Genomic DNA, 26,178 nt, shown 5'->3' with positions numbered 1-26,178 from the left:
ATCCCGCCTCACAGGCCGAACAGGCGCCGGACCTTCGCCAGCATCCCCGCCCGATCGTCCAGTTTCATAAGCGGAACGTGTTCCCCCAAAATCCGGCGGGCGATGTTCCGGTAGGCCGTCGCCGCCGGCGTTCGGCCGTCGATGACGACCGGCGTCCCTTCGTTCGTCATCTTGATCACCGCCTCGTCGTCCGGCACGACGCCGAGAAGATCGATGCCGAGGATCTGCACGATCTCCTCGATGCTCACCTGCTCGCCGCTCCGGACCATGTGCGGCCGAAGGCGGTTGATGATGAGCTTCGGCCCGTACAGCCCCCGCTTTTCCAAAAGCCCGATCACCCGGTCGGCGTCCCGGATCGCCGACACCTCCGGCGTCGTGACGACGATCGCCTGCCGGGCGCCGGCGACGGCGTTGTGAAACCCCTGTTCGATCCCCGCCGGAGAATCGAGAAAGACGTAGTCAAACCGCCCCTGAAGCGCTTCGACGATCCGGACCAGGGCCTCCGCCTTCAGAGCCGTCTTGTCCTTCACCTGCGCCGCCGGAAGGAGCACCAGCCGGTCCTCGAACCGCTTGTCCCGCACCAGCGCCTGCTCCAGCCGGGCCGATCCCTCGGCGACGTCGACGAGGTCGTAGACGATGCGGTTTTCCAGCCCGAGGACGAGGTCGAGGTTTCTGAGCCCGATGTCCGTGTCGATGAGGACGACCGACTTCCCGAGCATCGCCAGGGCCGTCCCGATGTTGGCGACGGTCGTCGTCTTGCCGACGCCGCCTTTTCCCGACGTGACGACGATGACTTCTCCCATGCCGTCCGCTCCTTTTCCGCCGCATCGCCCGCGGTCGCTCCCGACCCCCGGACGTTCGCCGAAACGGTCCCCGCCCCGGCGGCCGGGCCGGAAGCCGCCCGCCGTGGCGCGACATGCACCGGCAACTGAGACGGATCCCGGCCCCCGGGCCGGGCGACCGCCTTCGCCCCCGGGCCGAAAGCCCGCCGCGGTGCGGCGCCCGTCTGACGCATCCAACCGATCCCGGACGCCGGACGCCGCTTCCGTCCGACGTCCAAGCCAACGCCGGCCGCCGTGCGAAAACCCGCCCCGCCGCGGCCCGGCCTACACCGGCGCCCCGAGGTCGAGCGTTCGAAGGGCGCCGATCGGGTAAAACCGGAGCGCCTCGCCTTCCAGGCGGACGAAGGCGCCGCGGCCGTAGTGCTCCGGCGGCACCGCTTCGGCGTGCACGCCGCCGATGGATAGGTGCGTCGCGCGAAAGTCATGGGCGACGATCAGCCGGCTTCGGCCGCCGCACCCGGCGTGGGCGACGCCGGCCAGCTGACCGAACACGAAGATGTTGCCGCCGGCCCGGACGACGCCGCCGGGGTTGACGTCGCCGAGGATGAGGATGTCCCCCTCGCTCTCCACCAGCTCGCCGGAGCGGATGATCCCGACCTCCGTCCGCATCCGCGCCCGGCGGAGCATCTGTTCCACCTCGTCCTTCCGGTACACGTCGCGGACGACCTCCCGGACGGCCAGGGCCGGACGGCTCCGGAACGCCTCCAGGATCGCCGCGAGCACCTCCTCCGGGACGTACCGGGTGCCGAAGTGAAGGATGACCGGCGTCGGACCCCCGCGCTCCGCCAGGCGGTCGATCCCTTCGGTGAGGCGCTCCTCCAGGGCGGCGAGGAGCTCCTCCACCGACGCGTTCGGATCGAAATAGAAGACGAGCCCGTCGCGGGTTCCTTTGATGTGCAGTCGCGGTGCACGCGCCGCCAACGATCGACCCCTCGCTTTCCCCTATCCCATTCGCCTTCCGGCGGCCGTTTTCCTGCTTCGGCGCCCCATCCGGCACCAGTGAGCGCCCGGCGCCTCGGCACCCTCCCGCCGGCCGACGCCGGAAGGCGCTCTTTTCCGTTTCGGCGCCGCCGGAAAGCCCCTCGGCCGCCGCGCCGGACGGGCTACCGCTTTGCCCGATCGCGGCCCGCCGCCTTGGTCACCGGCTCAAGCGGCGCCGGCGGCTCCGCCCCGAAGTAGGCGTCGACGATCCGCCGGGCGATCGGCGCCGCCGTGTTGCCGCTCAGGGAAAAGACCCCCGGGACGATGACCGCAAAGGCGATCTCCGGCCGGTCCGCCGGAGCGAAGCCGATCGCCAGCGTATCGTACTTATAGCGCACCCGATTCGTGCCGGGGACCGTGACCTGCACCCTCTGAGCGGTCCCGGTCTTCAGCGCCACCGGCACCGGCGCGCCGGCGAACGCCGCCGCCGCCGTCCCGCCCGGTTGCGTCACCCGGCGCATCCCTTCCCGGACGTAAGCGATCCAGCGGGGGTCGACGTCGACGCGGTTTAAGACCTCCCCTTCGATCGGATAGCGGACCGGGCCAGGCCCTTTGGAGTTTTCCACCGGCTCGTTGATCGAGCGGACGACGTGGAGCCGCATCCGGGTGCCGCCGTTGGCGAGGGTGGCAGCGTATTGGGCGATCTCGAGGGGCGTGTAGAAGTCGTACTGGCCGATCATCATGTCGGCGATCCGACCGACTTCCGTCCCGCCGCCCGGAAGAAACGTCCCTTCTCCCGGCAGGTCGATCCCCGTCGGAACGCCGAGGCCGAACGGTTCGGCAAATCTCCGGACGGCCTCGATCGCGGGTTTGACACCGCCGACCCGGCGGTAGAGGCGCATGCCGATCTCGTACATGTAGGTGTTGACCGACTCCTGGATCGCCTTCAGGCCGTCGGTGGGACCGTGGCCGCCGGGTTTGTAGTCGTGTTTGACGGTCGTCCCGATGCGATACGCCCCGGTCGACATGATTTTTTCATTCGGACCGACGAGCCCTTTCTGCAAGCCGAAGAGGACCGTGAGGGGCTTAAAGGTCGAACCGGGCGGATACTTGCCGTCGAGGAGCGGATTAAAAAATCCCCGCTCAACTTCCTTATAGCACTCCGGTTGATCGAGGTTGTTCCAGCAGTTCAGGTCATACCCCGGCGCCTTCGCCATCGCCAGCACATCGCCGTTCCACGGATCGACGACGACGGCAAGGGCCTCTTTGACCGGATCGAGTTTCTGGTCCGGGATCGTGGCGTTGATCCGGCCGATCTCCTCGGCGAGGATCGTCTCGACCGTTCTTTGAAACCGGGCGTCGATCGTCAGCACGACGTTGTCGGCCGCCGCCGGCTCCCGCTCCACGGTCAGCGTCTGCTCCCGCGTCAGCGCATTCGACCGGACGATCGCCGTTCCCGGAACGCCCCGAAGGACCGACTCGTACGCCGCCTCGACGCCGACCTCGCCGATGGGGTCCTCCGGCTTATACCCGAGCGAAAGCAGCTCATCGTAGCGCTCTTTCGACGACGTCGAGCGAACCGGACGCGTGTAGCCGATCACATACGGCGCGAGATCGCCGTAGACGTACACCCGCCGGGCCGCCGTCTCGATCCGGACGCCGGGATACTCCCCGATTTCCTCTTCCAGACGGAAGACGACCTCCGGCGGAAGGTCGACCGGAATCGTCCGGGGAACGTAGCGAGGATCGGAAAGCGGCGCCTCCTTAAGTTCCCACTCCTCCGGTCGAAACGGCGCCCCCTCCCGGAGGCGCTGAATCGCCGCCCGGGCTTTTTCCTCATCGCCGGTTTTCGCCACATAGCGCCAGCCGACGTCGAGCGCCCGGAGGATGTCGACCCGATTGTTATAGACGGGGTTTTTTTCCCGGGGAAGCGTTTTTAAGACCGCTTCGAGCTTCGCCGCCAGCGCCACGACGTCCTCCAGGCTCAGTCCCTCGTCGAGAAACGTCAGGCGAAAGACCGTCTCGTTCTTCGCGAGCGGCAGGCCGTTCCGGTCGTAGATCCACCCTCGGGACCCCGAAACGGACACCCGCTTGTCGCTGATGTGCTCGGCCGCCCGGGCGTACAGCGGGCCGTCGACGAGCATGAGCTCCGTCAGGCGCAAAAGAAGCAGCATAAACAGGAAAAAGACGGCGAGAAACAGCACGTTGAACTTCCGGACGACGTCGTTCATCCTTAAGCCCCCTCCTCGCCGCCGTCGGGCCCACCGCCGGCCGCTTCCCAGCGCCGCGCCGGCCCGTACCCGAGGGCCACCACCGCCGCCGTCAGCCAGAATTCCCAGAGCGCCTGACGAAAGAAAAGCGTATCCCAACTCGCTTCAGTCCAGCGGAAGAGGCGAAAGAGACCGAAAAAATAGGCATCATACAGCACCGCCCCAACGGCGCCGATCCCCGACAGAGTAAAGGCGTTCCGGTACACGGCCCGCCGCGCCTCGCCCACCACTCCCCCCCATGCGGCATAAAAGAGCGCGTTCGGGCCGAACGCCCGGCCGAAGGCGACGTCGATGACGGCCCCGCCAAGGGCCCCGGCCGCGGCCCCCGCTCTGGAGCCGCGGAAGGCGGCGTACAGCGTGAGGGCGGCGAGAAAAAAGCGCGGCTGAACCGGGTATGCGGCGAGGATCGAGCCCGGGACGACGATCGACGGAATGGCAAGGTCGGCGACGATGGCGAGAAAAAAAACGAACGCCGTCGCTCCCCCTTTCACCGCCCGGCGCCCCCTTCCGCCGACCGGCCGCCCCCGGTGTCGACCGTCCGATCGAGCCGCCGGGCGATGAGGACCCAGTCCAGGTGGTACAGATCCGCCGCCGGTTTGACGTACGCCGTTCGGGTGAGCATGTCGGCCGCCGGCACGACCCGTTCGACCCGGCCGATGAGGAGCCCTTTCGGCAGCACGCCGCCCAGCCCCGACGTGACGACGGTGCTCCCCAGCGGGACGTCGACGTCGAGGGGGATCTTGCTCATCGCAAGAAGGCCCCGCTCGGCGTCGTAGCCGTCGATGACGCCGTAAGCGGGGGTCGGACCGACCGTCATCGCCGCGATGTTGAGCGCCCCCTCGAGGTCGGTGATCAGGCGGACGTCGCTCGTGAAGGCGCCGACCCGTTCCACCACGCCGACGAGGGCGCCGCCGGAGGCGAGCACCGCCTCCTTCGGCCGGACGCCGTCCGTCTCGCCGCGACCGACGACGAGCGACCGCATCCACGTCTCTTCTTCCCGGCCGATGACCTCCGCCGCCAGCAGCGCATAATCCCGGCTCGTCGTCTTCAGGTCGAGAAGCGCCCGAAGCCGTTCGTTTTCCGCCTTGAGGAGGTCGTAGTCCGCTTTCAGACGGGCATAGGAGACGAGCGACCGCTTGAGCGCGGCATTTTCCGCATAGGTGTCCTTCAGATCGGCCAGGCGCTTCGCCCAGCCCTTCACCCACCCGGCCGGCGCCGAAAGCGCCCAGGCGCCGAAGCCCGCAACGTCTTTGATCATCCGCTCCGGAAGCGAAAGGGCGCCGCGGGGCACCGGCGTAAAAGCGAGGGACGCCGCCAGGAGGGCGGCGGCGAGAAAAAAGACGATCAGCAGGCGGCCCAAGCGCGGCACACGCATGCCCTCCCGCTTCAGCCGGAGAAAGACCGCTTCCCCGCCTTTTTCGGCTCAAAAAAATGCTTCCGGTACAGGTCGAGGTTTTCAAGCGCCCGCCCGGTCCCGATGACGACCGACTCCAGCGGGTTTTCCGCGACAAAGACCGGGATCCCGGTCTCTTCCGACAACCGCTGATCGAGCTCCCGAAGGAGCGCTCCGCCGCCGGTGAGGACGATCCCCCGGTCCATGATGTCCGCCGCGAGCTCCGGCGGGCTCTGTTCCAGCGTCGTCTTCACCGCATCGACAATCGTCGCCACGACTTCCGCCAGGGCTTCGGCAATTTCGGACGCCGTCACCTCGATCGTCTTCGGCAACCCCGTGATGAGATCCCGCCCCCGGATGCTCATCGTCGCCTCCTTCCGCGGCGGCCGGGCGGCGCCGATTTCCAGCTTCAGATCTTCCGCCGTCCGCTCGCCGATGAGGAGGTTGTGACGCCGTTTGATGTGCTGGATGATCGCCTCGTCCATCTCGTCGCCGGCGGTCCGGACCGAACGGCTCGTCACGATGCCGCCGAGCGAAATGATCGCCACCTCCGTCGTCCCGCCGCCGATGTCGACGACCATGCTCCCCGTCGGCTCCCACACCGGAAGGTTCGCCCCGATCGCCGCCGCAAACGGCTCTTCGATCGTCCACGCCTCCCGGGCACCCGCCTCCCGGGCCGCTTCCTCCACCGCCCGTTTTTCGACCGGCGTCACCCCGTACGGGACGCAGACCATGACGTTCGGCCGCCGGCTGATGAGCCCCTTGGTCCGCTGGGCCTTCTGGATAAAATAGCGCAGCATCATCTGCGTCGTTTCAAAATCGGCGATGACGCCGCCTTTCATCGGCCGCTTGACGACGATGTTGGACGGGGTGCGGCCGACCATCTGCTTCGCCTCGTTGCCGACGGCCTCGATCGCCCCCGTCTTCGTGTTGACGGCGACGATCGACGGCTCTTTGACGACGATCCCTTTTCCCTTGACGTAGACGAGGGTGTTGGCCGTCCCGAGGTCGATCGCCATGTCCCGGGCGATGGCAAACAGCATCAGCGTTCATCCTTCCTTCCAGGCTCAAGCTCGCCTTCCAGGTTCGCACCCGCTCGGACGCCGCCCGGCGCCGGTTCCGGCCGCCGCGCGGCGTCCGGTCGCGCCTCGATTCCGGTCGCGCCGGATGAAAAGGCGCGCCGGACCGGATCAGAAACGCTCCGCCTCCACCGGCCAGCCGTCCTCCCGGAGGCTCCGGAAGACGCCGTCGCCGATGATGATGTGGTCGAGCACCTCGATGCCGAGGAGGCGTCCGGCCTGCACGAGGCGTCCCGTGACGCGGACGTCTTCCGCGCTCGGCGTCGGATCCCCGCTCGGATGGTTATGGGCGAGAATGATGCTGTGGGCGCTCCGCCGGATCGCCTCCCGGAACACCTCCCGCGGGTGCACGAGGGAAGCGTCCAGCGTGCCGATGAAGATCGTTTTATCGCCGATCAGTTCGTATTTGGCATTCAGGAACAGGACGACGAAATGCTCCTGGGCGAGATACCGGAGCCGGTCCATGAGCAGGCGGGCGGCGTCGGCGGCGGAACGGACGACGTAGGGCCGCGGGAGCTCCCGGGCGAGGCGCCGCCCCAGCTCGAAGGCCGCAAGAAGCTGCACGGCCTTCGTCGTCCCGACACCGCGGATCGCGGCGAGTTCTTCGATGCCCATTCCAAGAAGCTCCCGAAGGCCGCCGGCGGCGGCGAGCACCCGTTCCGCGAGCCGGAGGGCGCTTTCGCCCCGGACGCCGGTGCGCAGCATGATCGCCACGAGCTCCACATCCGAAAGCGCCTCCGGTCCGTACCGGAGAAGCCGCTCCCGCGGGCGCGCCTCCTCCGGCACCTCCCGCATGCGAAGCCCCTCGCCCGCCACCGCCTCACCGCCCTTCCGGCCGATGTTCCAAAATCCCGTTGCGGCGGTCCCGCCGGTGACCGGCGACCCGACGGATGGACGCCGCAGCGCCGCCCCAGCCGAACCGCCCGCGGTCAGCCGTTTTGAGGCAACGCCCCCCCGACCTCGGCCTCCGACCGAACCGTCCAGTAGTCGGCGAGGTCGATCCCGAGCCGCCGGACGAGCCCTCGGAGCGCAAAAAGCGGCAACCCGACAACGTTCGTGTAGTCCCCGTCGATCCGCTCGACGAAGAGCGCCGCCCGGCCCTGCACCGCGTAGGCGCCGGATTTGTCCATCGGTTCGCCGGTCGCGACGTACGTCCGGATGACGTCCTCCGAAAGCGGCACCATCGTCACCCGGGCCACCTCCGCCGCCGTCTCGACCCGCCCGCCCAGGGCCGCATAGAGCCCCGTCACGACCCGGTGCGTCCGGCCCGAGAGCGCCCGAAGCATCTCCGCCGCTTCTTTGCCATCCCGCGGTTTGCCGAACAGGCGATCCTCGAGCGCGACGATCGTGTCGAAGGCGAGGACGAGGGCGTCGGGTCGCTGCCGGCGGACCGCTTCCCCTTTGAGCCGGGCCAGGCGGACGGCGGCCGCCTCTGCTTCCTCGCCCGGCAAAAAGGCTTCGTCGACGTCGGCCGGAAGCACGTCAAAGGGCACGCCGACCATGGCGAGAAGCGCCGACCGCCGGGGAGAACCGGAGGCGAGGACGACCGGCGGAAGGCCGGACGATCGCACCGTCATCGGGACACCCCCGTTCCGCAGGGCAATCAGGTTTATTATATCGAAATCCGTCGTCCCAAGACAAACGGCGGCGGGTCTTCGGCCAACCCACCGCCGCCTGTGGCGTTCTGGACGGCGCCGTTTCTTTACGTTTTTTTAGTCGAAGATTTTTTAGCCGAAGATCCCCGCCGATCTTCTCCGGCCGGATCAGCGGGCCCGGAGGTGATCGTAAAGCGACCGGAGCGCCTGAAAATACCGGAGGCGCGCCTCCTCGTTGGCGAGGAGGTAGGCGTCGCTCGGCGCCTTCAGATACTCCACGAGGCCCATCACCGCCGCGTTCAACGCCTGGGTCATCGCCTCCACGTCGGTCGAAGCCGGTGCCGGGAGATGCGCCTTGAGCCGGCTTCCCTCGTCGAGGAAACGGCCGTGCGTCTCCCGAAACGCCTGCCACGCCGGATCGTCGATTTCGACCGGCGTGCTTAAGCCTTCGGCGGTCCAGCGGCCGCTTAAGTCGAACAGGTACAGCCCGTGCGTGAGAAACGACCCGATCAGCTTCCGGACGTCCCCGGGGACGGCTTCCGTCATCGCTCCGCCGGTTAAGTCGTACGGTCGGACGTAGACGTCGACGCCCTTTCCGGCATAATAGGCGGCCAGCTTCATCGCGTCGTCTTCCCGGTAGGCGACGCCGAAAAACACCCGCAGGGGATCCCCTTCGACGACCGCCGCCGGAATCGACCGGGTTTTGGCCGTCTCGATGAGCGGCGCCGCCCCGGCCCGATCGCGAAAGACGCCGCCCTGGACCGCATAAAAGACGAGCTTCGGCAAAAAGCCGTCCGCCGCCTCCGCGCCGGGAAGCCCGCTCCGCTCCGGTCGCTCGACGGAGCGGACGTCCGGCGAGGCCTCGGGCCCGGTCGACGGCGAGCGGGCGACCGGGCCGCCGTCTCCGAAGACGAACCAGAGCAGGGCGTACCCGAAGAGCCCCCCGAGGACGAGGGCCGAGACGACGGACAAAACGGCGCCGGCCGCCCCCCGAAGGCGGGCGCGGGACCGGCGGGCCGGTCGAAAGGGGACGAACGTCCCGCGTCGGGCGGGACCCGCCGGTCCTTCCATCGTCCACCGATCCCGTCGGACGAAGCGATCGCCCCGGCCTTCCGGGCCGTCCGTGTCCGGCCCGGGCGCTCTATCCCGCGCTCCCCCGGCGCTCCGGAACGCCGATCCGCCGTCCGGCGGTGAAGCCGACGTCGTTTTCATCCGGCCCGGATCGTCCCCCGCCGCAACCGACCGGTCGGTCGCCCGTTCCTCCGGGACGGTTCCGCCCTGGCGGGACCCATCCGGGCGCCCCGGACCGGCCGCCCCGCCGCCGAACCACTTGGCGTAAACCTGCGTCTTAAAGGGCACGCCGGACCGATCCGGACGGCCGTCGCCCGTCCCTCCGCCGGAGCGCGCCTCACCGCCAGCCGGCGCCGCCTTCCCGGGGGCCCGCGGCGCCTTGTCGGCTCTGGCCGTCCTCGCACCGGCCGGCGGCGGGCCGTAGGCCGCCTCGCCGGCCGCTCCGGCGCCTTCCGACCGGCCTCTTTCCGCTTTGCCTTCCCGAGCCGGTTCCACCGGCCTCTCCACCCCGACCGTCCCCGGCCGGTCGGGCGTCAGGCGATCCGCTTCTTTCCCCTTCAGGCGGGTCAGGGCTTGTCCGTCCGATTTGCTCCCGATCCAAAGGCGCGGCTTCGTCATCCGCCTTCCCCCTGTTCCGGACATCGTTGCTTTACCGTATGTCCGGCGTCGGGAGAATATGCCTTGCCCGCCGATTTTTGCTCGCGCTCGTCGCGCCCGGCTTACGCTTCGTCGACGCCGGCCGGGGCGAGATATGGCCTGAGGTGCGCCGGGTCCACCGCCCCGGCCTCGATCAGCCTCCGGGCCGCCCGTTCGAACGTCTGCATCCCGTACGCCGTCCCGGTCTGCATCAGGCTCGGGATCTGGTGCGTTTTTTGCTGACGGATGAGATTGGCCACCGCCGGCGTGTTGATGAGGACTTCCACGAGGGCCACCCGCCCGCCACCCCGCCTCGGCAAAAGGCGCTGGGCGACGACGGCCCGGAGCGTCGCCGAAAGCTGCTGCCGGACCTGGTTCTGCTGCGCCGCCGGGAAGACGTCGATGATCCGGTCGATCGTCTGGGCGGCGTTTTTCGTGTGCAGCGTCGAAAGGACGAGGTGCCCCGTCTCGGCGGCGGTGATCGCCGTCGCGATCGTCTCGAGGTCCCGCATCTCGCCGACGAGGATGACGTCCGGATCCTGTCGGAGCGCCGCCCGGAGCGCCGCCGCAAAGCTCGACGCGTCCCGCCCGATCTCCCGCTGACGAATGAGGGAGCGGCGGTTTTCGAAGACGTATTCGATCGGATCTTCCAGCGTGATGATGTGCCGCGCCGCCTCGCGATTGATCGTCTCGATGATCGCCGCCAGCGTCGTCGACTTGCCGCTCCCCGTCGGCCCCGTGACGAGGACGAGGCCGTCCTCAAGCCGGGCGAGCGAACGGACCGCCTCCGGGAGGCCGAGCTCCTCGACGGTCGGCACCCGATCCGGGATGATGCGGGCGGCGAGGGCCGGCATCCCCCTTTGTTTAAAAATATTCAGCCGAAAGGTCGCCACGCCTTCAATCCCGTAAGGCGCGTCGATCGAACCTTCCTTCCGCAGCCGGGCAAGCCCGCTTGAGTCAAGCGCTTCTTCGACAAAGGCCCAAAGCTCCGCCGCCGTCAGGGGAGGCTCCGGAAGGACGAGAAGCGCCCCGTCCAGGCGGATCGCCGGCGGCTCCCCGGCGGCGAGATGGACGTCCGAGGCCTTCCGCCGAGCGCCGAGGGAGAGATAGCCCGAAACCCGGTTTTCCGCCGGCGGCCTAGGCCCCCTGCCGGACTCTCGCCGTATGTCATCCGCCTCCCGTCGAAATGCCGCCATGGCCCGCCCCTTCTTTCCGAGCTTCTTTCTTCTCTGCTTCTTCACTTCTTCCTTCTCGTCTACACCGATCCACTTTTTTCGGCGATCCACGCTCCATCTTCGCCTGCCGCCGCCGTTCGTCGGCCGTCTTTCTCCTAGCGCCCTTCTTCAGGCGGCCGATCCCGGTCGGAACCGAGCCGAACGTAAAACCGCCACCCCTCTCCGACGGCGCCGAAGAGATCGACCGGATGACCGTCCGCATCGGTGACCTCCGCCCGGCCGTCCCGGACGAGCCGGAAGAGCGCGGGATCGTACGCCATCAGCGCGTGGCGCACCTGGGCGTCGTGGCTGACGACGATCGGGATGTCGTTGACGAACACCGTCACCGCCTTAAAGCGCATGGCCATCCCCCGGCTTTCCGACACCCGCCTCCGGCGCGCTGGTATAATAGGGTTGAGGAAGGATGAAGGAGGTGGGCGGGATGAACATCCAGCGGCTGGACGCCGAGCTTTTCTGCCCCCGGTGTCGCCGGGAAACGACCCACGCCCTCGAATACGCCGGCGACATCCTCCTTCGTGTCACGTGCACGGAATGCGGCGCCACGCTGAGAAAACCGGTCGACCCGACGTGGCTCCTTTCCCGCGACCTCCTCGAACGCCTCCGGACCAAACCGAAGCGCCTGCAGGCGGAATGGCAATCGACCGGAGCGCTCCGCTTTGCCCTCACCGTTCCCGTCCGGATGACGACCAAGCCGTTCCGCCTGTATCGGGAAATCAAAGAAAACCTCGCCCACCTTTCCGGGGCGGATCGCCGCTAGCCGGCGGAGGCGCGGGTCTAAGCGACGCCATCGACCGAACCCGGACCGGCGGGAGCGAAAGCCCCTCTTATTGAAGATCCGACGGCGACCTCCGCCCGGTCACGCCCCATCCGCCGACCTCCCCTCCGGATGCGCGCCGCGGAGCGGCGCTCTTTACGGATCGCGGGGAAGCGCGCCTTCAGGATCGTAAGACGCTTCCGCTCCCCGTTCGGCCGCTTCTTTCTGCTCCAGCCGGGCCCGCAGGGCGCCGACCTCCTCTTGGAGGGCGTCTCGCTCCGCTTCGAGCGAAGCGAGCGCCTTTCGCGCCTCCCGGAGATCCCGCTCGAGGACGTACTGTCGGATGATGCCGTACAGGCCGACGAGGACGCCGCCGAAAAGCGCCGAAAGCAAGATGACGAGAACGAGCGACGTCTGAACCGTGCCGAACCCGTAGCGGATCGTCACCGGTTCGACGTTAAGAAGTGCAAAAACAGCCACGAGCACCGCAAAGACGAGCAGCCAGAACAACAGCCACTGCGTTTTCAACGCCGCCTCTCCTCTCCGGCCGAAATCGCTGCCCTTCGCCGGTGAAATCGATGCTGCGCGGCCCCGTCACGGCGGGGAGACCGCCGATCGCAGGCGGGCCGCCAAGCCTTTTTCCAGCTGTTTCTAAAAACCTACCAAGTGCTCACAATATCAATACCCTGGCAGGTCCGGGATGCTTTACGCGCTCCGAGGGACGGGAGGGGAACCCGCATCTTCCCGGCCGCGATGCGCCTCCCGTATCTGGAGCCCCGCCCAAACAGTGACCCATACGGGCTTCCAAACGGCGGGGTGGTTAGGTCGCCCATCCCGAAAGCTCCTACTTCGAAGACCGAACGGCGCTTTAAGCCGAACCGGAGCTCCGCTTCGCGAAAGCCCCCGTCCGGCACCCGAAACGGGGGATCCGCCTTCCTTCAGGGGTGCCCTGTGCCGCCGAACGGCCGGTTCGAACGGCGCCGGTTCCCCTGCACGCTTCCGGGCCGCCCTTCGGCCCTCTCGCCCTCGAGGGGCCGCCCCCGGACGCCGGGGGCATCGAACTTCGCAAGGGATTTCTTAAGCCTGCCTGGCTTCAAAACGCCGCTTCAGGATCGCAAACACCTTTTCCTTTGGCATCGAGCGTCGGATTTCGAGATCGTGAAGCCGGGCGTGAATGTTCATGGCCGCCACGTGATCCGCATCGGCGGTAAAACCGCAGTTCCGGCAGTGAAAGCGATCGCCGTTTCGGTTTTTCGCGTCCACGAAGCCGCAAGACGGACAGGTCTGGCTGGAATAGGCCGTGTTTACGGGGCGCTCTTCGGAGCCGAAGCGGGCGGTCTTAAACGTGAGCCGTTCCCTCAAAACGGACCGCGTCCAGAGCGCGACCTTCCGGCTTAAGCCTTTGCTTTTCGCCTTCCCGCTCAGATGTTCAAGGCTTTCGATGGCGATCACCTTCGGCCTTCGAGCGGCAAAGAAACGATTGAAAGCGTGATTGATTTCGTTTTCCAATCTCCGCCGGAATCTTCGGTTGCGTCGGGTTTGTTTCGCGGTGCCCAGGTTGTGGCGCCGGATGCGCCGGGCTCTGGCGGGATCGAGCTCAAGGTATTTCCGATACAGCGCCCAGAGTTTCTGTCGCCGTCTGGATTTTCGAAGCATCGTCTCCGACATTTCCTGAAGCGCCTGGCCGTACGTTTCGCCGTATTTGACGCCGGTCTCGTCGGTCATCACTTCGGTGATGCCGAAGTCGATCCCGGCTTCATCCGGCCCGGGGTTCGGTACGGGCGGCGCCGCCCCAACGTCGCCGACGACGTGAACTTCGACCCGCCGCTCCTCCGCAAGGACGATCCGGATGTTCCCGGAGATGGCGTGAACGCCGGCGAGCGGCACGACGACGCGCTGGCGCGGTTCTAAGGTCATGATACTGACGAACTGCCGCACCCGACCGTTTTTCATCGTCCGGGTAAGCGATGCGTACATTTCCGCATCGAGCATCATGCTCCTTGCGATTCTTACCCGTGGCCGGGTGAGACGGCGGCGCACCTGCCGCCTGAGCCAGCGGCGGACGCGCGCCTGTTCCTCCGGCGTCAGTTCGGCGCCCGGACCGTTGTTCGGCGCTCCGGTCTCAAGGCCCCGCATCAGATCCGAATCCGGCGCCAGTCCCGGACGCCTTTTTCCGGAAGGTAAAGAAGCCACCTCGCGTAATGTTTCCTCCCTTCCGACCAGGCGTCGGGAAGGCTTCTCACAACGTCCCGAAGCACCGCTTCCCAGTGCCGCTCGATCGTAAGGAGCGCATCCTCCAGGGCCATCTTCCACAGGCGCGCCTGAAGGCCGTAAGGGCTTTTGAAGCCGGTCCGAACGAGCTCATCCCGAAGCGCCCGACGACCGCCCGGACCCAGATAGGGGAGAAAGTCGAGATGTGCGTACCGGACGAGAAAGGCATCCTTCTGCCGGGCATAGGCCTCAATCGTCCGCTTAAGGGTTTCCCACTTTCTTCGGTTCAGCGGAAGACTCATCAGTCGAACGGTCCGCTTCATCGCCCAGGGCCTCCTTGACCGTCCGCACGAGCTTTCGTGCCCGGTACGAGCGGCTTCCGTACAGCCGGGCGGCAAAATGCTGAACGATGCTCACCAGATCTTCCGTCAGTTCCTGCGTCGGCTCCGCCTTTTCGTCCCGGTGCACGACGACGATCTCCGTCCCGTATCGGGTAAAGAGATCTTCCAGTAAAGAGATCTTCCAGCGTCGAACGGAACGCTGCCACGAGCGAGGGCGGGAGCTTCCGGACGAAACCGACGGTATCGACGAGGAGGTACGGCTCGCCGGCCTTCGGCTCGACCCGGCGGGCGATCGCATCGAGCGTGGCAAACAGCCGATCCTCCGCCAGAACGTCCGAGCCGGCGAGCGCCCGGTGAAGCGTCGACTTGCCGGCGTTTGTGTATCCGGTGAGCGCAACGACGGGGACGGTGCTTCGTTCCCGCCCCGGCGCCCAGGTACGTCGCCGGATCCGGCCGCGCCCGGCGAACCACTTCCCGTCCGACGGCGACCAGGCCCGCCGTCTCGACGAGCCGCGCGGGCTCCTCCAGCGATTCTTCCGGCGTCCCTTCATCCGCAACCCGGCCGCCGGCGCTCCCCCGCCCGCGGGGGCGGCCGATCGCCAGCGCAACGAGATGCGCCCGCTGGCCGGCTTCCTCCCTCCGCCGCTCCTTATGCGCTTCCGGTTCCTGCCCGTCCATCGATGCCCGCCGGTCTTTCGCTTCCTGCTTGTCCACCGATTCCTGCCTGTCCACGGACGCCTCTCCGTTCCTCGACCGCTTGCGTGTTCATCTTGGGCGTTCATCCAGATTATAGCATAGGGAAAAGGGCAGACGCCGAACGACGTCGGCGGCAGCCGAATCAGGCGTTCCGTCGGATCCGGCGTCCGACACTCTGCCACGAGCCGAGACGATCAGGCGCGCACCGACGCTTTGCGGCCGGGGCGCATCGACGCTCAGCGACCAGGACGCGTATCGACGTTCAGCGGCTGGCCCGAAACGCCCCCTCGACGAGCGGCACCGTCACAAAGCTTTCCACCGCCGCGGCCACGATGAGGAGGCTCACGATCGCGACGATCGTCGGCCAGAACGCCCCGGCGATCGCCCGCCACCCCGCCGAGAATCGGTCGTCCCGGCGCCCGACCACCCCCCCGACGAGGGAACGGATGACCGCCCCGCCGATGACGAGGCCGTAAGCGGCGGCCAGAATCATCGCCGGCAGCTCAAAGAGACCGTGGGGTAGGATGCCGTAGACGAACATCGCCACCGGCGAAAAGCCCTGTTCCGCCGTTTTCGCGAGTAGAAAGCCGATGAGGGCGCCGTTTAGGACCGCCGACCAGAGCGGAATAAGGCCGAAGACGACGCCCCCGGCGATCGCGAAGACCACCGCCAGAAGATTGGACAGAAGAATACGAATGAACAATTCCGACCCCGACGGAAGAACGCCGTCCCCCGCGCCGATCTTCGCGAACACCTGCGCCACCGCCGGCCCGAGCACCCCTTCCAGCGGCCCGGCATAAACGTACGCTCCAATTCCCGACCCCAGCATCAACGCCGCCGTAAGCCGGAGCACGCGCCACCGCGCGGCCCAGAACCGCCACCCGCTTCGCATCGGCATTCCTCCTCGCGGCCCGATTCTTTGTTGATATTATTATACACATATGACGATCCGGCGGCCACCCTACCGTGAGAAAAGCGCCCGACCCGCTGCCGGAAGACCGTCGCCCGCCGGCATGGCGCTCCCTCGGCCGACGGTCGACATACGGCTGGCAGGTTCATCGGCGCCGGAGGTTTCGTATATGCCGGCCGGAACGGGGGGAACCTTAACCGAATCCCGAAAGGAGGATGCCGACGGGACCATGCCCGCGCGCGAACGGTTGATCCAGGCCTTCTTCCGAACCGTCGAAGCCGCCGAGCGGGCCGCCGACCGCCTGCGCGTCCTCGGACCGCTTGAGGTCGACATCCGACGGCTCAACCAGTTTCCCCACGACGGCGCCGTCGCCCGACCGGCCAATCCCCCCTCCGGCCGCATCCCGAGCCTCTCCCACCTCACGCTCGGCACCGATCACCCGCGGCCCGATTTTGCCGTTTTGGAGGCGGCCGATCCGTCGGCCAGCGGCCTCGCCGACGGGGACCCGGCGGCCGGTGGTGAAGACGTCGTGCTCATCGCCCTCGTCCCGCCCGAGCACGCCGAAGCGGCCGAGGCGATCGTCCGCGACGCCGGCGGCCGCCTGTAGTGGGCGGAAGATAGGCCGCCTGTAGCCGACGGATCGTCGGCACCGAATCGCCGGCGTCTTGCCAGTCGAAGCCATCCCGAATGCTCCGACGATCGATTCATGATGGGCCGGCCTTTTGGCCGGTGTTCCTCTTTTTTTGCTACAATGGGAGCGGAGAAACGGAACCGGGGAGGGAGAAACCATGGCCGGACGCCTCGCCTACCTGATCACCACCGGACCGGACAACGAGGCCAAAGCGCTTTCCGCCCTTCGGGTCGCCTCACGAACCTTTTTCGCCCGGGAAGAGCTCGGCCTCGAGACGGTGGAAATTTTCTTCTTTGTGGACGGCCTCAAGTGGCTCGCCGGCCTTCAGGACGAAGACGAAGCGCACCGGCTCCTTAAGGAGCTCCTTCAGGCCGGCGCCGTCGTCGCCGCCTGCGGTCAGCAGGCCGAGCGCTTCGGCGTCGCCGACCGGGCCCGGGACCTCGGCCTCGCCCTTGATCTCGCGCGGGACACGTTTGCCCGCTATGCCCGAGACGGCTACACGGTGATCACCCTCTGATCGAAAGGGGGCGAACCGGCCGTCCTCGCCTTCGCCCGTGCGCTTTCTCGGGCGCAAACCGGCGCCGGCTCGCCGAAGGCCCCGCGCTTCACGCCGGCGCCACCGGCTCAAGCGTCCGGCGCAGATCGGCCTCGATCGCCGCCCAGAAGGCGGGATCGGTGGCGTACCGATCGCCCACCTCCCGGTAGACGGCCCGCTTGACGGTCTCGTGCGCCGAATCGTCCGGCGGTGGAATCCGGCGCCGCACGGCGTCGAGATACGCCTGCACCTCCGGCGGCCGGGGCCCCCAGACCGCCCGCTCCTGAAACGCCGCATCGACAAAGACGAATTTCGGAATGGCCCGGGCGCCGCCCGTCAGATAGCGGTCCATGAGCGCCGGATGGTCATCCCGGATGAAAAACCGCGCCTCCATCTCCGCCTCCCGGGCGATGTGGCAAAACACCGGCACGGCCATCATCGCATCGCCGCACCAATCCGCAGTGAGGATGAGCGCCCGCCAGCCGTGCCCCCGGAAACGGCGCCAGAACGCCCGGGCCGCCTCAGGAAGCGCGTAGCGGGCTTCGATTTTGCGCAGCCGCTCCCGGTTGACCGTCATGCCGTCGACATACGCCGCGAAAGATTGCCCTCGATCCCACCAGGAGCGAAGCGCCTCCGCCGCTTCAGCCATCGCTGACCCTCCCCCGACCGGGACGATCGTCCCGGCCGTTTTTTTGCCCGTGTCGCCCGTGTCGCCTTACCGTTCCGCCTTACAATCGCCGTCCCGGGACCCGGCCGCCCGGGCCCCGATCCATCGAGCCTGCTTTTTCTTTTCTGCATCAGACGCCGGACCTTCCGCCGGGGCCTGGCACCGGACGTCGGCCGTTACGACCGGAGCCTCGCCTCAGGGGCCGGCTTCTACGGCCGCGGCCCCGGCTCCGGCGGCGCCGGCGGCGATCCCTCCGGCGCCCCGTTCCCGCCGCGGGCGCTCCCCGGGACGAAGTGTCCCTGAAGCTGCTCCTGAAACGCCCGAAGCCGCGCTGCCACCCGGCCGTGGACCGACTCGGGCGGATATGCCCCGTCCGACCCCCGGACGCCGGCCGGAAGGCCGGTGAAAAGTTCCAGCGCTTCGTCGACCGTCTCGACGGCGTAGAGGTGAAACCGCCCCTCCTCGATCGCCTGCACGACGTCCTCCCGAAGCATGAGGTGCCGGACGTTCGCCGCCGGGATGACGACGCCTTGCGTGCCGGTGAGGCCCTTTTCCCGGCAAACGTCGAAAAAGCCTTCGATCTTCTCGTTCACGCCGCCGATCGCCTGCACCGTCCCCTTCTGGTTCACCGCCCCGGTGACGGCGAGATCCTGCCGAAGGGGCACCTCGCCGATCGCCGAAAGGAGCGAAAGAAGCTCCGCCAGCGAGGCGCTGTCGCCTTCGACCCCTTCGTAACTCTGCTCGAAGACGAGGTGCGCCGCCAGCGGAAACGGCGCCTCCCGGGCGTACTGCCCGCGAAGGTACCCGCTCAGGATGAGGACGCCCTTCGTGTGGATGCGGCCGCCCAGGCGGGCCTCCCGCTCGATGTCGACGATCCCCTCGCGGCCCGCGGCGACCGACGCCGTCACCCGCTTCACCAGGCCGAAGGCCATCTCGCCCGCCTGCACGACGGCAAGGGCGTTCACCTGGCCGACCGCCGTCCCGGCGACGTCAACCAGAAGGACGCCGCCGGCGTAAAGCTCCAGCATCCGCTCCTTCAAAAGCTCCGCCCGGCGCCTCCTGGCCTCGAGCGCCGCGGCGATGTGTCGGTCGGCGATGTAGCCGGCCCCCTCCTTCCGGGCATAGTGGTCCGCCTCCCGGACGACGTCGGCGATCTCCGCAAACCGCGTCGACAGCTTCTCCTGATCTTCCGCCAGCCGGGCGCCGTGTTCGACGAGCTTGGCCATCGCCGACGCTTCAAGGTGCAAAAGCCCCTCTTTTTCCGCCAGCGTCCGGAAAAACGACCCGTACTGCCGCTCCCCCTCCGGCGTCCGGGGCATCGTCGTGGCAAATTCCGCCTTGACCTTAAACAGCTCCCGAACGTCCGGATCGTAGTGGTAGAGGAGATAGTAGCTCACCGGATCGCCGATCAAGATCACCTTGAGGTCGAGGGGGATCGGCTCCGGCCGGAGCGCCCGGGTGATGAGGGCACCGTAAGCGTCGCCGACGTCCTCGATCACGAGGCGCATCGCCCGGAGCGCCCGTTTGAGCCCGTCCCAGGCAAACGGCGCCCGGAGCACTTCCGGCACCGGCACGATCAAAAACCCGCCGTTCGCCCGAAGGAGCGACCCCGCCCGAAGCAGCGTAAAGTCCGTGACGAGGGCGCCGAAGAGCGCCTCCCGCTCGATGCGGCCGATGAGGTTCGGAAACGTCGGGTGCCGCTCGACGACGACCGGCGCCCCGACCTCGCCGCTCCGGTCGACGAGGACGTTCACCGCGTACCGCCGCCGGGGGTCGTCCCGGACGCCGCTCCGGCCGCCGGCGCCGGGAGCGTTTTTCCCGCCGAGAAAGAGCGCAAGGTTGTCGAGCACGTCCGCCTTGGCCGCCTCGAGGTACCGGAGCACCTCCGGATGCGCCTGAAAGGCCTCGGCGACCGGCGCCAGCCACACGTCGAGCACGGTCGCCGCGTGCCGGCGGTCGAGGTCCTTAAGCGCCTCCTGCGCCCGCCGCTCGATGAGGCGAAATTCCCGCATCGCCTGGCCGACCCGCGCCTCAAGCGCCTGCCGCCGGGCCCGGATCGCCCGCTGCTCCTCTTCCGGCAGGCGGGCGAACTCCTCGTCCCGAAGGGGCCGTCCGTCCCGCACCGGGACGAGGAAGACCCCCTGTGGGATCATCTCCACATAAAAGCCCTGCACCTCCGCCTCCCGGGTGAGCGCCTGCATGAGCTCCCGGCGTTCTGCCTCGAACCGCTCGATGACCCGCTGCCGTTCGGCCTGATACGCCTCGTGCTCGAACGCCCGGGGAAGCTCCCGCTCCAGCGTCTCGACGAACTCCTCCATGAGCCGCTTGAGCTCCCGCCCCCGACCGGCCGGGAGAAAGAGCGCCGTCGGCGACGACGGATCGCGAAAATGGTGGACATAGCAGACGTCCGGCGGCGTCGGCCGCGTCCGGGCGATCCGCTCGAGAAACGTCTGCACCGCCGTCGTCCGGCCCGTCCCCGGCTGCCCGACGACGAAGATGTTGAACCCTTCCGCTTTCACCTCCAGCCCGAAGGCGAGCGCCTCCACCGCCCGCTCCTGTCCGAGGATGCCCTCGAGCGGCTCCAGCGCATCGCTTCCCACATGGCCGAACGTCGCCGCATCCGCCCGCGCCCGGGCCTCCCGGGCTGTGATCCGTCGCGCCATCCTCTCCCTCCTGCCGCCTCTCTGTTCTGCACGGGCCCTGATCCACCCGGGCTCCGCGTCTTAGGCACCGCCACTGGCACCGGTTCAGTCGTCAGGCCGGATCGATGCTTCCATTTTATCGGACAAACGCGACGAGGACAAAGGCAGCGGCATCGACGAAGCTTTCCTCGCCCCATTGGCGGGATGCGCTCAACAATCAACGGATCAAGAAAACGGCCACGCTTCGAACGTGGCCGTTTCGGACGGTGCCGCTTCCATTGTCGACGATCCGGGCTGCACTGGTGAGGGGTTGATCCTCTCACATAAACTCCGCCACGAGCGCCTCGAAATCTTCCCGAGACGGCTTGAGCGGCTGCTTGACGAGCGGTTCCTTCCGGAAGCCGGGGATCCGGTCTTCGTAGGCGACCGAGTCCGGATCCTGGTAGATGATCCCGGTGAGCATCCCGTCGGTCTCCATGAGCTTCTGCATGGCGAGCTTCCGGTCGTGGGGATCGTACCCATCAATCGTCTCGACCGGGACGACCCGCTCCCGGAACCAGTCGTACGTGTTCACCTTGTTGAAGGTGACGCACGGCGAGAAGACGTTGATGAAGGCAAAGCCCCGGTGCTTGATCCCCGCCTCGATGATGGAGACGAGCTGGTTGACGTCGCTCGAAAAGCCCTGGGCGACGAAGGTCCCGCCAGCGGCGAGGGCCATCATGAGGGGCGAAAGGGGCGCTTCGATGGAGCCCTTCGGCGTGCTCTTCGTCTGGAAGCCCATGGCGCTCCGGGGAGACGTCTGCCCTTTCGTGAGGCCGTAGATCTGGTTGTCCATGACGATGTAGGTGATGTCCATGTTCCGGCGGATGGCGTGGATCGTGTGATTGAGGCCGATGGCGTAACCGTCGCCGTCGCCGCCGGCGGCGACGACGACGAGGTCGCGGTTGGCGATCTTAAGCCCCTGCGCGAGCGCCAGCGCCCGGCCGTGGGTGCCGTGGAAGCCGTAAGTGTGGATGTAACCCGAGATGCGCCCGGAGCAGCCGATGCCGGAGACGACGGCCACCTGCTCCGGCCGAAGCCCCAGGTTGGCAAAGGCCCGCTGCATCGCCGCGAGCACCGCAAAATCGCCGCAGCCCGGGCACCAGTTCGGCGGGACGTCGTTCCGGAAGTCCTTGAAGGAGACCTTCACGTCCACGTCAGATCAGCTCCTTCGCCTTGAGCAGGCCCTTTGCCTGCTCGGTGATCTCCTTCGGCAGGAAGGGGTTGCCGTCGTACTTGAGGATGCTGTGAATTTTTTCTCGAGCGCCGACGTGGAGCCGGATGAGGTGCGCCAGCTGGGCGGTGGCGTTTTGTTCAACCACGATCACCTGTTCGGCGGCGTCGACGTACGGCCGGACGTCGTCCGCCGGGAACGGGTGGAGCTGCCGGATCTGAATGTGGTTCGCTTTGACACCCTCCCGCTCGAGGCGCTCGATCGCCTCCCGGATGACGCCTTCGGTCGAGTTGATGCCGACGAAGAGGACGTCCGGTTGCGCGTGGGGGGCGTACACCCGGAGCGGTTCCTTCATCCGGAAGTGTGCGAGCTTCCGCAGGCGTTTGTCCATCTGCGCCTTCCGGTTCGCCGCCCCTTCGCTCGGCCGGCCGACCTCGTTGTGCTCGACGCCGGTGACGTGGTGGATGCCGTATTTTTGCCCGGGGATCGGCCGGGGCGAGATGCCGTCCGGGGTGAGCTCGTAGCGCTTGAAGAGGTCAAGCCGCTCCCGAGGCGGAAGCTCCGTGTCGCCGAGGTATTTGCCGCGGCGGATTTCGACCCGGTCGTAGTCGAGGGGCTCGACCGTCTGCTTGCCGAGGGCGAGGGCGAGGTCGGTGAGGACGATCACCGGGACCTGGTATTCTTCGGCGAGGTTGAACGCCTCGACCATGTCGTAGAAGCACTCTTCCACCGTCGACGGGGCGAGGACGATCTTCGGGATCTCGCCGTGGGTGCTGTAGATGGCGGCGTTTAAGTCGCTGTGCTCCTGCTTCGTCGGGAGGCCCGTGCTCGGTCCGCCCCGCTGGGTGTCGACGATGACGACCGGCGTCTCGGTCATGCCGGCGAGGCCGATCGCCTCCGTCATGAGCGAAATCCCCGGCCCGGCCGAGGCGGTAAACGCCCGGACGCCGCCGTAGTTCGCTCCGATCGCCATCGTCACCGCGGCGATCTCGTCTTCCGTCTGAATGACCGTGCCGCCGAACTTCGGCAGCACCTTGATGAGGTACTCCATGATCTCCGACGCCGGCGTGATCGGGTAGGCGGCCATGAAGCGGGCCCCGGCCGTGAGGGCGCCTAACGCGATCGCTTCGTTTCCGATCATAAAGAGGCGCTTTTTCCCGTCGGCCGGAGCGAGTTTAAATTCCTCGAGCGGCCCGCCGAGCTCCTGGCGGACGAATTCCGCCCCGCGGGCGATCGCTTGCATGTTTTTTTCGACGACGGCGGTGCCCTTTCGGCCCCAGAGCTCCGTCACGACCTCCTGGAACGGCTCGACCGGCAGGTCCATGAGGCCGACCGTCGCGCCGACGGCGACCATGTTTTTCATGAGCGCCGATCCGATCTCCTGGGCGATGGCGGTAAAGGGCACGGCGATGAGGCGGACGTCCTCGATGCCGTCCGGAAGCCGCGGATTCCATCTGGCGTCGGCGAGGATGACGCCGCCTTTCCGGAGCTCCTTGGCATTCAGGTCGATCGTCTCCTGGTCGAAGGCGACGAGGATATCGAGGTCGTCCGAAAGCGCCCGGACGGGCCGGGTGCTGACGCGGATCTTGTTGTTCGTGTGCCCCCCCTTGATGCGCGACGAAAAATGGCGATAACCGTACAGATAATACCCGAGGCGGTTTAACGCCGTGGCGAAGAGGTCTCCCGGCTTTTCGATGCCTTCCCCTTGCTGGCCGCCGACTTTCCACGAGAGTTGGTCGACCATCCGCCTTCACTCCTTTGATGTTGGCCCCGAGAAGCGCGGCCGCGCTCCGCGGGGCGCCCGCACCCGCGGACGTTTTCCTCGCCTTTAGTGTACCACTTTTGTCGGCGAACGGAAAGGGTTTTCTTTCCGCCTGACAAAATTTCGTTTCATAATGCAGCGGTTCAAAAAAATCGCCCGCCGGAGCGGGCGTCGCCTCAAGGGCGATCGGCTTCTTCCGCTGCCCGGTCGGACGCCTCGAGCACGCCGCGGGCGTAGCGAACGAGGTTGTCGAAGGCGACCGCCTGCGCCACCGCGGACCCGTACCGGCGCTCGAGCGCTTGGGCGAGCTTCGGAAGATCGCCGATGTCTTCGAGACCGACCGGCGTCCGGTCGACGCCGTCGAAGTCGCTGCCGATGGCCACGTGCGCCGGCCCGACGAGGCCGAGCATGTGATCGACGTGCCGGAGCCAGTCGTCGATCGTCGCGTCCGGCCGGTCGGTGAGAAACGCCGGGACGAGCGGGACGCCGACGACGCCGCCGCTTCGGGCGATCGCCCGGATCTGATCGTCGGTGAGGTTGCGCCGGTGGTCCCGAACGGCCCGGGCGCCAGAGTGGGTGGCGATCACCGGGTGCGGATACAGGGGAAGGGCGTCCCAGAATGCCCGCTCGCCGAGGTGTGAGACGTCGAGACCGTAGCCGAGTCGGGCGAGCTCAAAAACCCACGCCCGGCCGAAGGCCGAAAGCCCCCCGCCGCGGGCCTCGCCGACGCCGTCGGCGACGGCGTTCGCCGGGTTGTGCGTCGGCGCAAATACCCGTACGCCGAGCCGGCCGAGGATCCGGAGCCGGTAGAGCGCCGTCCCGATCGGCTCCGCGCCTTCCAGCGTCAGAAGAAGGGCCGTCTTTTCCGCCTGAAGCGCCCGCTCGAGGTCGGCGGCGGTCCAGACGGGGACGAGGTCGCTGCCTGCGACGACCGTGTAGAACCGGTCGATCATCCGGAGGGCCGCCTCGAACGCCCGCTCGTAGACCGCCGGCGAGACGTAGACGGCGGCAAAGAGGAGCCGGACGCCGCTTTGGCGGAGGGCCCGCCGGGTCACGTGCAGCCGGCCGAGCGGCGGCGCGGGGCGACCGCCGGAGGGCGCCGGCGGGGTCGCCCCCGCCGCATCGCCGGCCGAACCGTTTCCGTCAAACCAGCGGCGAAGATCCGGCGGCGGCTCGTCAAGGAGCTCAGAGACCGTCTCCGCCTGATCCAGGCGGTAAAGGACGTCGACGTGGGCATCGGCAATGCGCATGGTCACCCTCCCTGCGGACCGAAGCGGCCGCCGGCTTTGGCGCCGTCTCAAGCCGCCGGCGATGAGGCGGTTCTCGACATGAACGAAGGCGACGAGGCGGGGGGTACCGTCGGCGGAGGTCGGCGGTGAGGCAGATCGCCGTCAGCGGGGTTCGACGATGAGGCGGATCGCCGTCCGCGGCTCGCCGGCGATGATGAGGTCGGTAAACGCCGGGATGCAGACGAGGTCGATGCCGCTCGGGGCGATAAACCCCCGGGCGATGGCCACCGCCTTCACCGCCTGATTGATCGCGCCGGCGCCGATCGCCTGCAGCTCGGCCCGGCCTTTTTCCCGGATGACGCCGGCGAGGGCCCCGGCGACGGCGTTCGGATTCGATCTGGCTGACACTTTTAAGACGTCCATCCGCGTCCCTCTCTTCCCGCAACTCCTTTTGCTGGACACCATATTCCCCGGCCGGGAAAAGCATTCCATCTCCGTCGTCCTTCACCCCGCCGGGAGGGGCCGAAACGTCGTCCGATCCACCGAGCGCCGGATCAGGCGCCGGTCGGAAAGGAGCGCCGAGAACAGCCGGAAGATGCCCCGCCCGCCGGCGAAGCGCTGGGCTCAGCGGCCGGCGCCCGCCTCCGGCGCCGAAGCCCCGGACGCCGGCGAACCGGATGAGCCCTTTGCCGGCGACGCCGAAGCCTCTTGGGCCTCCGGCGGAACATACGTCCCCTCCGCCTGAGGCGTTTCGACGATCCGACCCCGCCGGATCGCCGCCGCCCGGCCGTCGGACCGAAGATCGACGACGGCGTACGACAGTTCCCGAGGCCCTTCGGTCAGCACGTCAAACCGCTGCGGAAGGCCGGTGAGAAACCGCGCCAGCACCTCGTCCCGGCGCATGCCGAGGACGCCGTCCATCGGACCGGTCATGCCGACGTCGGTGAGGTACGCCGTCCCGCCGGGGAGGAGGCGGGCGTCGGCCGTCTGGACGTGGGTGTGGGTGCCGATGACAGCCGATGCCCGGCCGTCGACGTACCAGCCGATCGCTTCTTTTTCCGCCGTCGCCTCGGCGTGCACGTCGACGACGACGTGCCGCACGCCGGACACGGCGAGCTCCTCGAGCGCCGCATCAAGGGCCCGAAATGGATCGTCGAGAGGTTGCATGAACGACCGGCCGAGGACGCTCACGACGCCGAGGCGCCATGCCCCTTTTTCCACCACGGCGACGCCCCGTCCGGCGGTTCCCGGCGGATAGTTGAGCGGCCGGAGAACCCGCGGTTCTTCCGCCAGGAGATCGAAGGCTTCCTTGTTGTCCCACGCGTGGTTGCCGAGGGTGATCACGTCGGCGCCGAGAGCAAAAAAATCCGCCGCGATCTTGCGGGTGATGCCCCGGCCGTGGGCGGCGTTTTCGCCGTTGATGACGACGAAGTCCGGCCGCTCGGCGTCGATCAGCCGGGGAAGGTGGAGGGCGAGCATCTTCCGGCCCGGGCGGCCGACGACGTCGCCGACGAACAGGACGCGCATCGGTTCACCCCCACAAAA

Annotated in this window: 26 protein-coding genes and 2 pseudogenes; 3 read left to right on the top strand and 25 right to left on the bottom strand. The window is 67.7% G+C overall.

What is annotated here, in order from left to right:
- Positions 1-8: 8 nt before the first annotated feature.
- From minD to K2M58_RS04325, 11 genes are all read right to left on the bottom strand, one after another.
- A complete protein-coding gene (gene minD, locus K2M58_RS04375; protein ID WP_066202490.1) occupies positions 9-803 on the bottom strand; it encodes a septum site-determining protein MinD in 795 nt (264 codons plus the stop codon).
- Positions 804-1,106: 303 nt separating this feature from the next.
- Positions 1,107-1,763, bottom strand: coding sequence for a septum site-determining protein MinC (locus K2M58_RS04370; protein ID WP_220678442.1), 657 nt, complete (start codon positions 1,761-1,763; stop codon positions 1,107-1,109).
- Between the two features lie 182 nt (positions 1,764-1,945).
- Positions 1,946-3,994: a peptidoglycan D,D-transpeptidase FtsI family protein gene (locus K2M58_RS04365; RefSeq protein ID WP_220678441.1), complete on the bottom strand. Its 2,049-nt coding sequence runs from the start codon at positions 3,992-3,994 to the stop codon at positions 1,946-1,948.
- Positions 3,995-3,996: 2 nt separating this feature from the next.
- Positions 3,997-4,524 carry a rod shape-determining protein MreD gene (gene mreD, locus K2M58_RS04360; protein ID WP_220678440.1) on the bottom strand — a complete coding sequence of 176 codons (528 nt, stop codon included), beginning with the start codon at positions 4,522-4,524 and terminating at the stop codon, positions 3,997-3,999.
- Complete coding sequence (mreC, locus tag K2M58_RS04355; RefSeq protein WP_220678439.1) at positions 4,521-5,402, bottom strand: rod shape-determining protein MreC; 882 nt, start codon at positions 5,400-5,402, stop codon at positions 4,521-4,523. Before mreC ends, mreD begins: the two co-directional genes overlap by 4 nt.
- A 17-nt stretch (positions 5,403-5,419) precedes the next feature.
- On the bottom strand, positions 5,420-6,469 hold the full coding sequence (locus tag K2M58_RS04350) for a rod shape-determining protein (protein WP_220678438.1): 1,050 nt from the start codon (positions 6,467-6,469) through the stop codon (positions 5,420-5,422).
- 147 nt (positions 6,470-6,616) lie between these two features.
- Positions 6,617-7,300 (bottom strand): RadC family protein, encoded by a 684-nt coding sequence (radC, locus tag K2M58_RS04345; protein WP_220678796.1) that lies wholly within the window; start codon positions 7,298-7,300, stop codon positions 6,617-6,619.
- Positions 7,301-7,434: 134 nt separating this feature from the next.
- A complete protein-coding gene (locus tag K2M58_RS04340) occupies positions 7,435-8,082 on the bottom strand; it encodes a Maf family protein (RefSeq protein ID WP_220678437.1) in 648 nt (215 codons plus the stop codon).
- Between the two features lie 186 nt (positions 8,083-8,268).
- Positions 8,269-9,789, bottom strand: coding sequence for a hypothetical protein (locus K2M58_RS04335; RefSeq protein WP_220678436.1), 1,521 nt, complete (start codon positions 9,787-9,789; stop codon positions 8,269-8,271).
- A 101-nt stretch (positions 9,790-9,890) separates the two neighbouring features.
- Positions 9,891-11,003: a type IV pilus twitching motility protein PilT gene (locus tag K2M58_RS04330; RefSeq protein ID WP_220678435.1), complete on the bottom strand. Its 1,113-nt coding sequence runs from the start codon at positions 11,001-11,003 to the stop codon at positions 9,891-9,893.
- Between the two features lie 134 nt (positions 11,004-11,137).
- Positions 11,138-11,389, bottom strand: a complete 252-nt coding sequence (locus K2M58_RS04325) for a hypothetical protein (protein ID WP_220678434.1) — start codon at positions 11,387-11,389, stop codon at positions 11,138-11,140.
- Between the two features lie 74 nt (positions 11,390-11,463).
- Here K2M58_RS04325 and K2M58_RS04320 point away from each other — a divergent pair, with 74 nt between their 5' ends.
- Positions 11,464-11,799 (top strand): hypothetical protein, encoded by a 336-nt coding sequence (locus tag K2M58_RS04320; RefSeq protein ID WP_220678433.1) that lies wholly within the window; start codon positions 11,464-11,466, stop codon positions 11,797-11,799.
- 153 nt (positions 11,800-11,952) lie between these two features.
- Here K2M58_RS04320 and K2M58_RS04315 read toward each other — a convergent pair whose 3' ends face one another.
- The 7 genes and pseudogenes from K2M58_RS04315 to K2M58_RS04290 form a co-directional block, all read right to left on the bottom strand.
- The gene (locus tag K2M58_RS04315) at positions 11,953-12,324 is read right to left on the bottom strand and encodes a LapA family protein (protein WP_220678432.1); all 372 of its coding nucleotides are present in this window, start codon (positions 12,322-12,324) and stop codon (positions 11,953-11,955) included.
- A gap of 549 nt (positions 12,325-12,873) precedes the next feature.
- On the bottom strand, positions 12,874-13,788 hold the full coding sequence (locus K2M58_RS04310; RefSeq protein WP_252393533.1) for an RNA-guided endonuclease InsQ/TnpB family protein: 915 nt from the start codon (positions 13,786-13,788) through the stop codon (positions 12,874-12,876).
- A gap of 143 nt (positions 13,789-13,931) precedes the next feature.
- The gene (locus tag K2M58_RS12570; RefSeq protein ID WP_252393532.1) at positions 13,932-14,330 is read right to left on the bottom strand and encodes a hypothetical protein; all 399 of its coding nucleotides are present in this window, start codon (positions 14,328-14,330) and stop codon (positions 13,932-13,934) included.
- On the bottom strand, positions 14,269-14,475 hold the full coding sequence (locus K2M58_RS04305) for a hypothetical protein (RefSeq protein WP_220678936.1): 207 nt from the start codon (positions 14,473-14,475) through the stop codon (positions 14,269-14,271). Before K2M58_RS04305 ends, K2M58_RS12570 begins: the two co-directional genes overlap by 62 nt.
- A 76-nt stretch (positions 14,476-14,551) precedes the next feature.
- Positions 14,552-14,899, bottom strand: a pseudogene (locus K2M58_RS04300) (GTPase); the annotation flags it as partial.
- Positions 14,781-15,026: pseudogene (locus K2M58_RS12955) on the bottom strand (hypothetical protein); the annotation flags it as partial. The pseudogenes K2M58_RS12955 and K2M58_RS04300, both read right to left, overlap by 119 nt.
- Before the next feature lie 280 nt (positions 15,027-15,306).
- Complete coding sequence (locus K2M58_RS04290) at positions 15,307-15,936, bottom strand: stage II sporulation protein M (protein WP_220678431.1); 630 nt, start codon at positions 15,934-15,936, stop codon at positions 15,307-15,309.
- Positions 15,937-16,183: 247 nt separating this feature from the next.
- Between K2M58_RS04290 and K2M58_RS04285 the strand changes: the two genes are divergently transcribed.
- Together K2M58_RS04285 and K2M58_RS04280 are read left to right on the top strand one after the other, a co-directional pair.
- Positions 16,184-16,561: a hypothetical protein gene (locus K2M58_RS04285; RefSeq protein ID WP_220678430.1), complete on the top strand. Its 378-nt coding sequence runs from the start codon at positions 16,184-16,186 to the stop codon at positions 16,559-16,561.
- Between the two features lie 181 nt (positions 16,562-16,742).
- Positions 16,743-17,102, top strand: a complete 360-nt coding sequence (locus tag K2M58_RS04280; protein WP_220678429.1) for a DsrE family protein — start codon at positions 16,743-16,745, stop codon at positions 17,100-17,102.
- 88 nt (positions 17,103-17,190) lie between these two features.
- Here K2M58_RS04280 and K2M58_RS04275 read toward each other — a convergent pair whose 3' ends face one another.
- From K2M58_RS04275 to K2M58_RS04245, 7 genes are all read right to left on the bottom strand, one after another.
- Entirely contained in the window at positions 17,191-17,769 is a 579-nt protein-coding gene (locus K2M58_RS04275; protein ID WP_220678428.1) for a thioredoxin family protein, read from the bottom strand.
- Between the two features lie 227 nt (positions 17,770-17,996).
- The gene (locus K2M58_RS04270; protein WP_220678427.1) at positions 17,997-20,450 is read right to left on the bottom strand and encodes a Lon protease family protein; all 2,454 of its coding nucleotides are present in this window, start codon (positions 20,448-20,450) and stop codon (positions 17,997-17,999) included.
- 298 nt (positions 20,451-20,748) lie between these two features.
- Positions 20,749-21,624: a 2-oxoacid:ferredoxin oxidoreductase subunit beta gene (locus tag K2M58_RS04265; RefSeq protein ID WP_252393531.1), complete on the bottom strand. Its 876-nt coding sequence runs from the start codon at positions 21,622-21,624 to the stop codon at positions 20,749-20,751.
- A gap of 1 nt (position 21,625) precedes the next feature.
- Positions 21,626-23,386 (bottom strand): 2-oxoacid:acceptor oxidoreductase subunit alpha, encoded by a 1,761-nt coding sequence (locus K2M58_RS04260; RefSeq protein WP_220678426.1) that lies wholly within the window; start codon positions 23,384-23,386, stop codon positions 21,626-21,628.
- A 194-nt stretch (positions 23,387-23,580) separates the two neighbouring features.
- On the bottom strand, positions 23,581-24,654 hold the full coding sequence (locus K2M58_RS04255) for a dipeptidase (protein ID WP_220678425.1): 1,074 nt from the start codon (positions 24,652-24,654) through the stop codon (positions 23,581-23,583).
- Positions 24,655-24,795: 141 nt separating this feature from the next.
- Entirely contained in the window at positions 24,796-25,056 is a 261-nt protein-coding gene (locus K2M58_RS04250; RefSeq protein ID WP_220678424.1) for a stage V sporulation protein S, read from the bottom strand.
- Positions 25,057-25,257: 201 nt separating this feature from the next.
- Positions 25,258-26,160, bottom strand: a complete 903-nt coding sequence (locus tag K2M58_RS04245; RefSeq protein WP_220678423.1) for a TIGR00282 family metallophosphoesterase — start codon at positions 26,158-26,160, stop codon at positions 25,258-25,260.
- Between the last annotated feature and the right edge of the window lie 18 nt (positions 26,161-26,178).

Source organism: Hydrogenibacillus sp. N12, from assembly GCF_019645935.1.
Classification (GTDB): domain Bacteria; phylum Bacillota; class Bacilli; order Thermicanales; family DSM-22653; genus Hydrogenibacillus; species Hydrogenibacillus schlegelii.
This window is presented reverse-complemented; position numbering and strand designations above follow the sequence as displayed.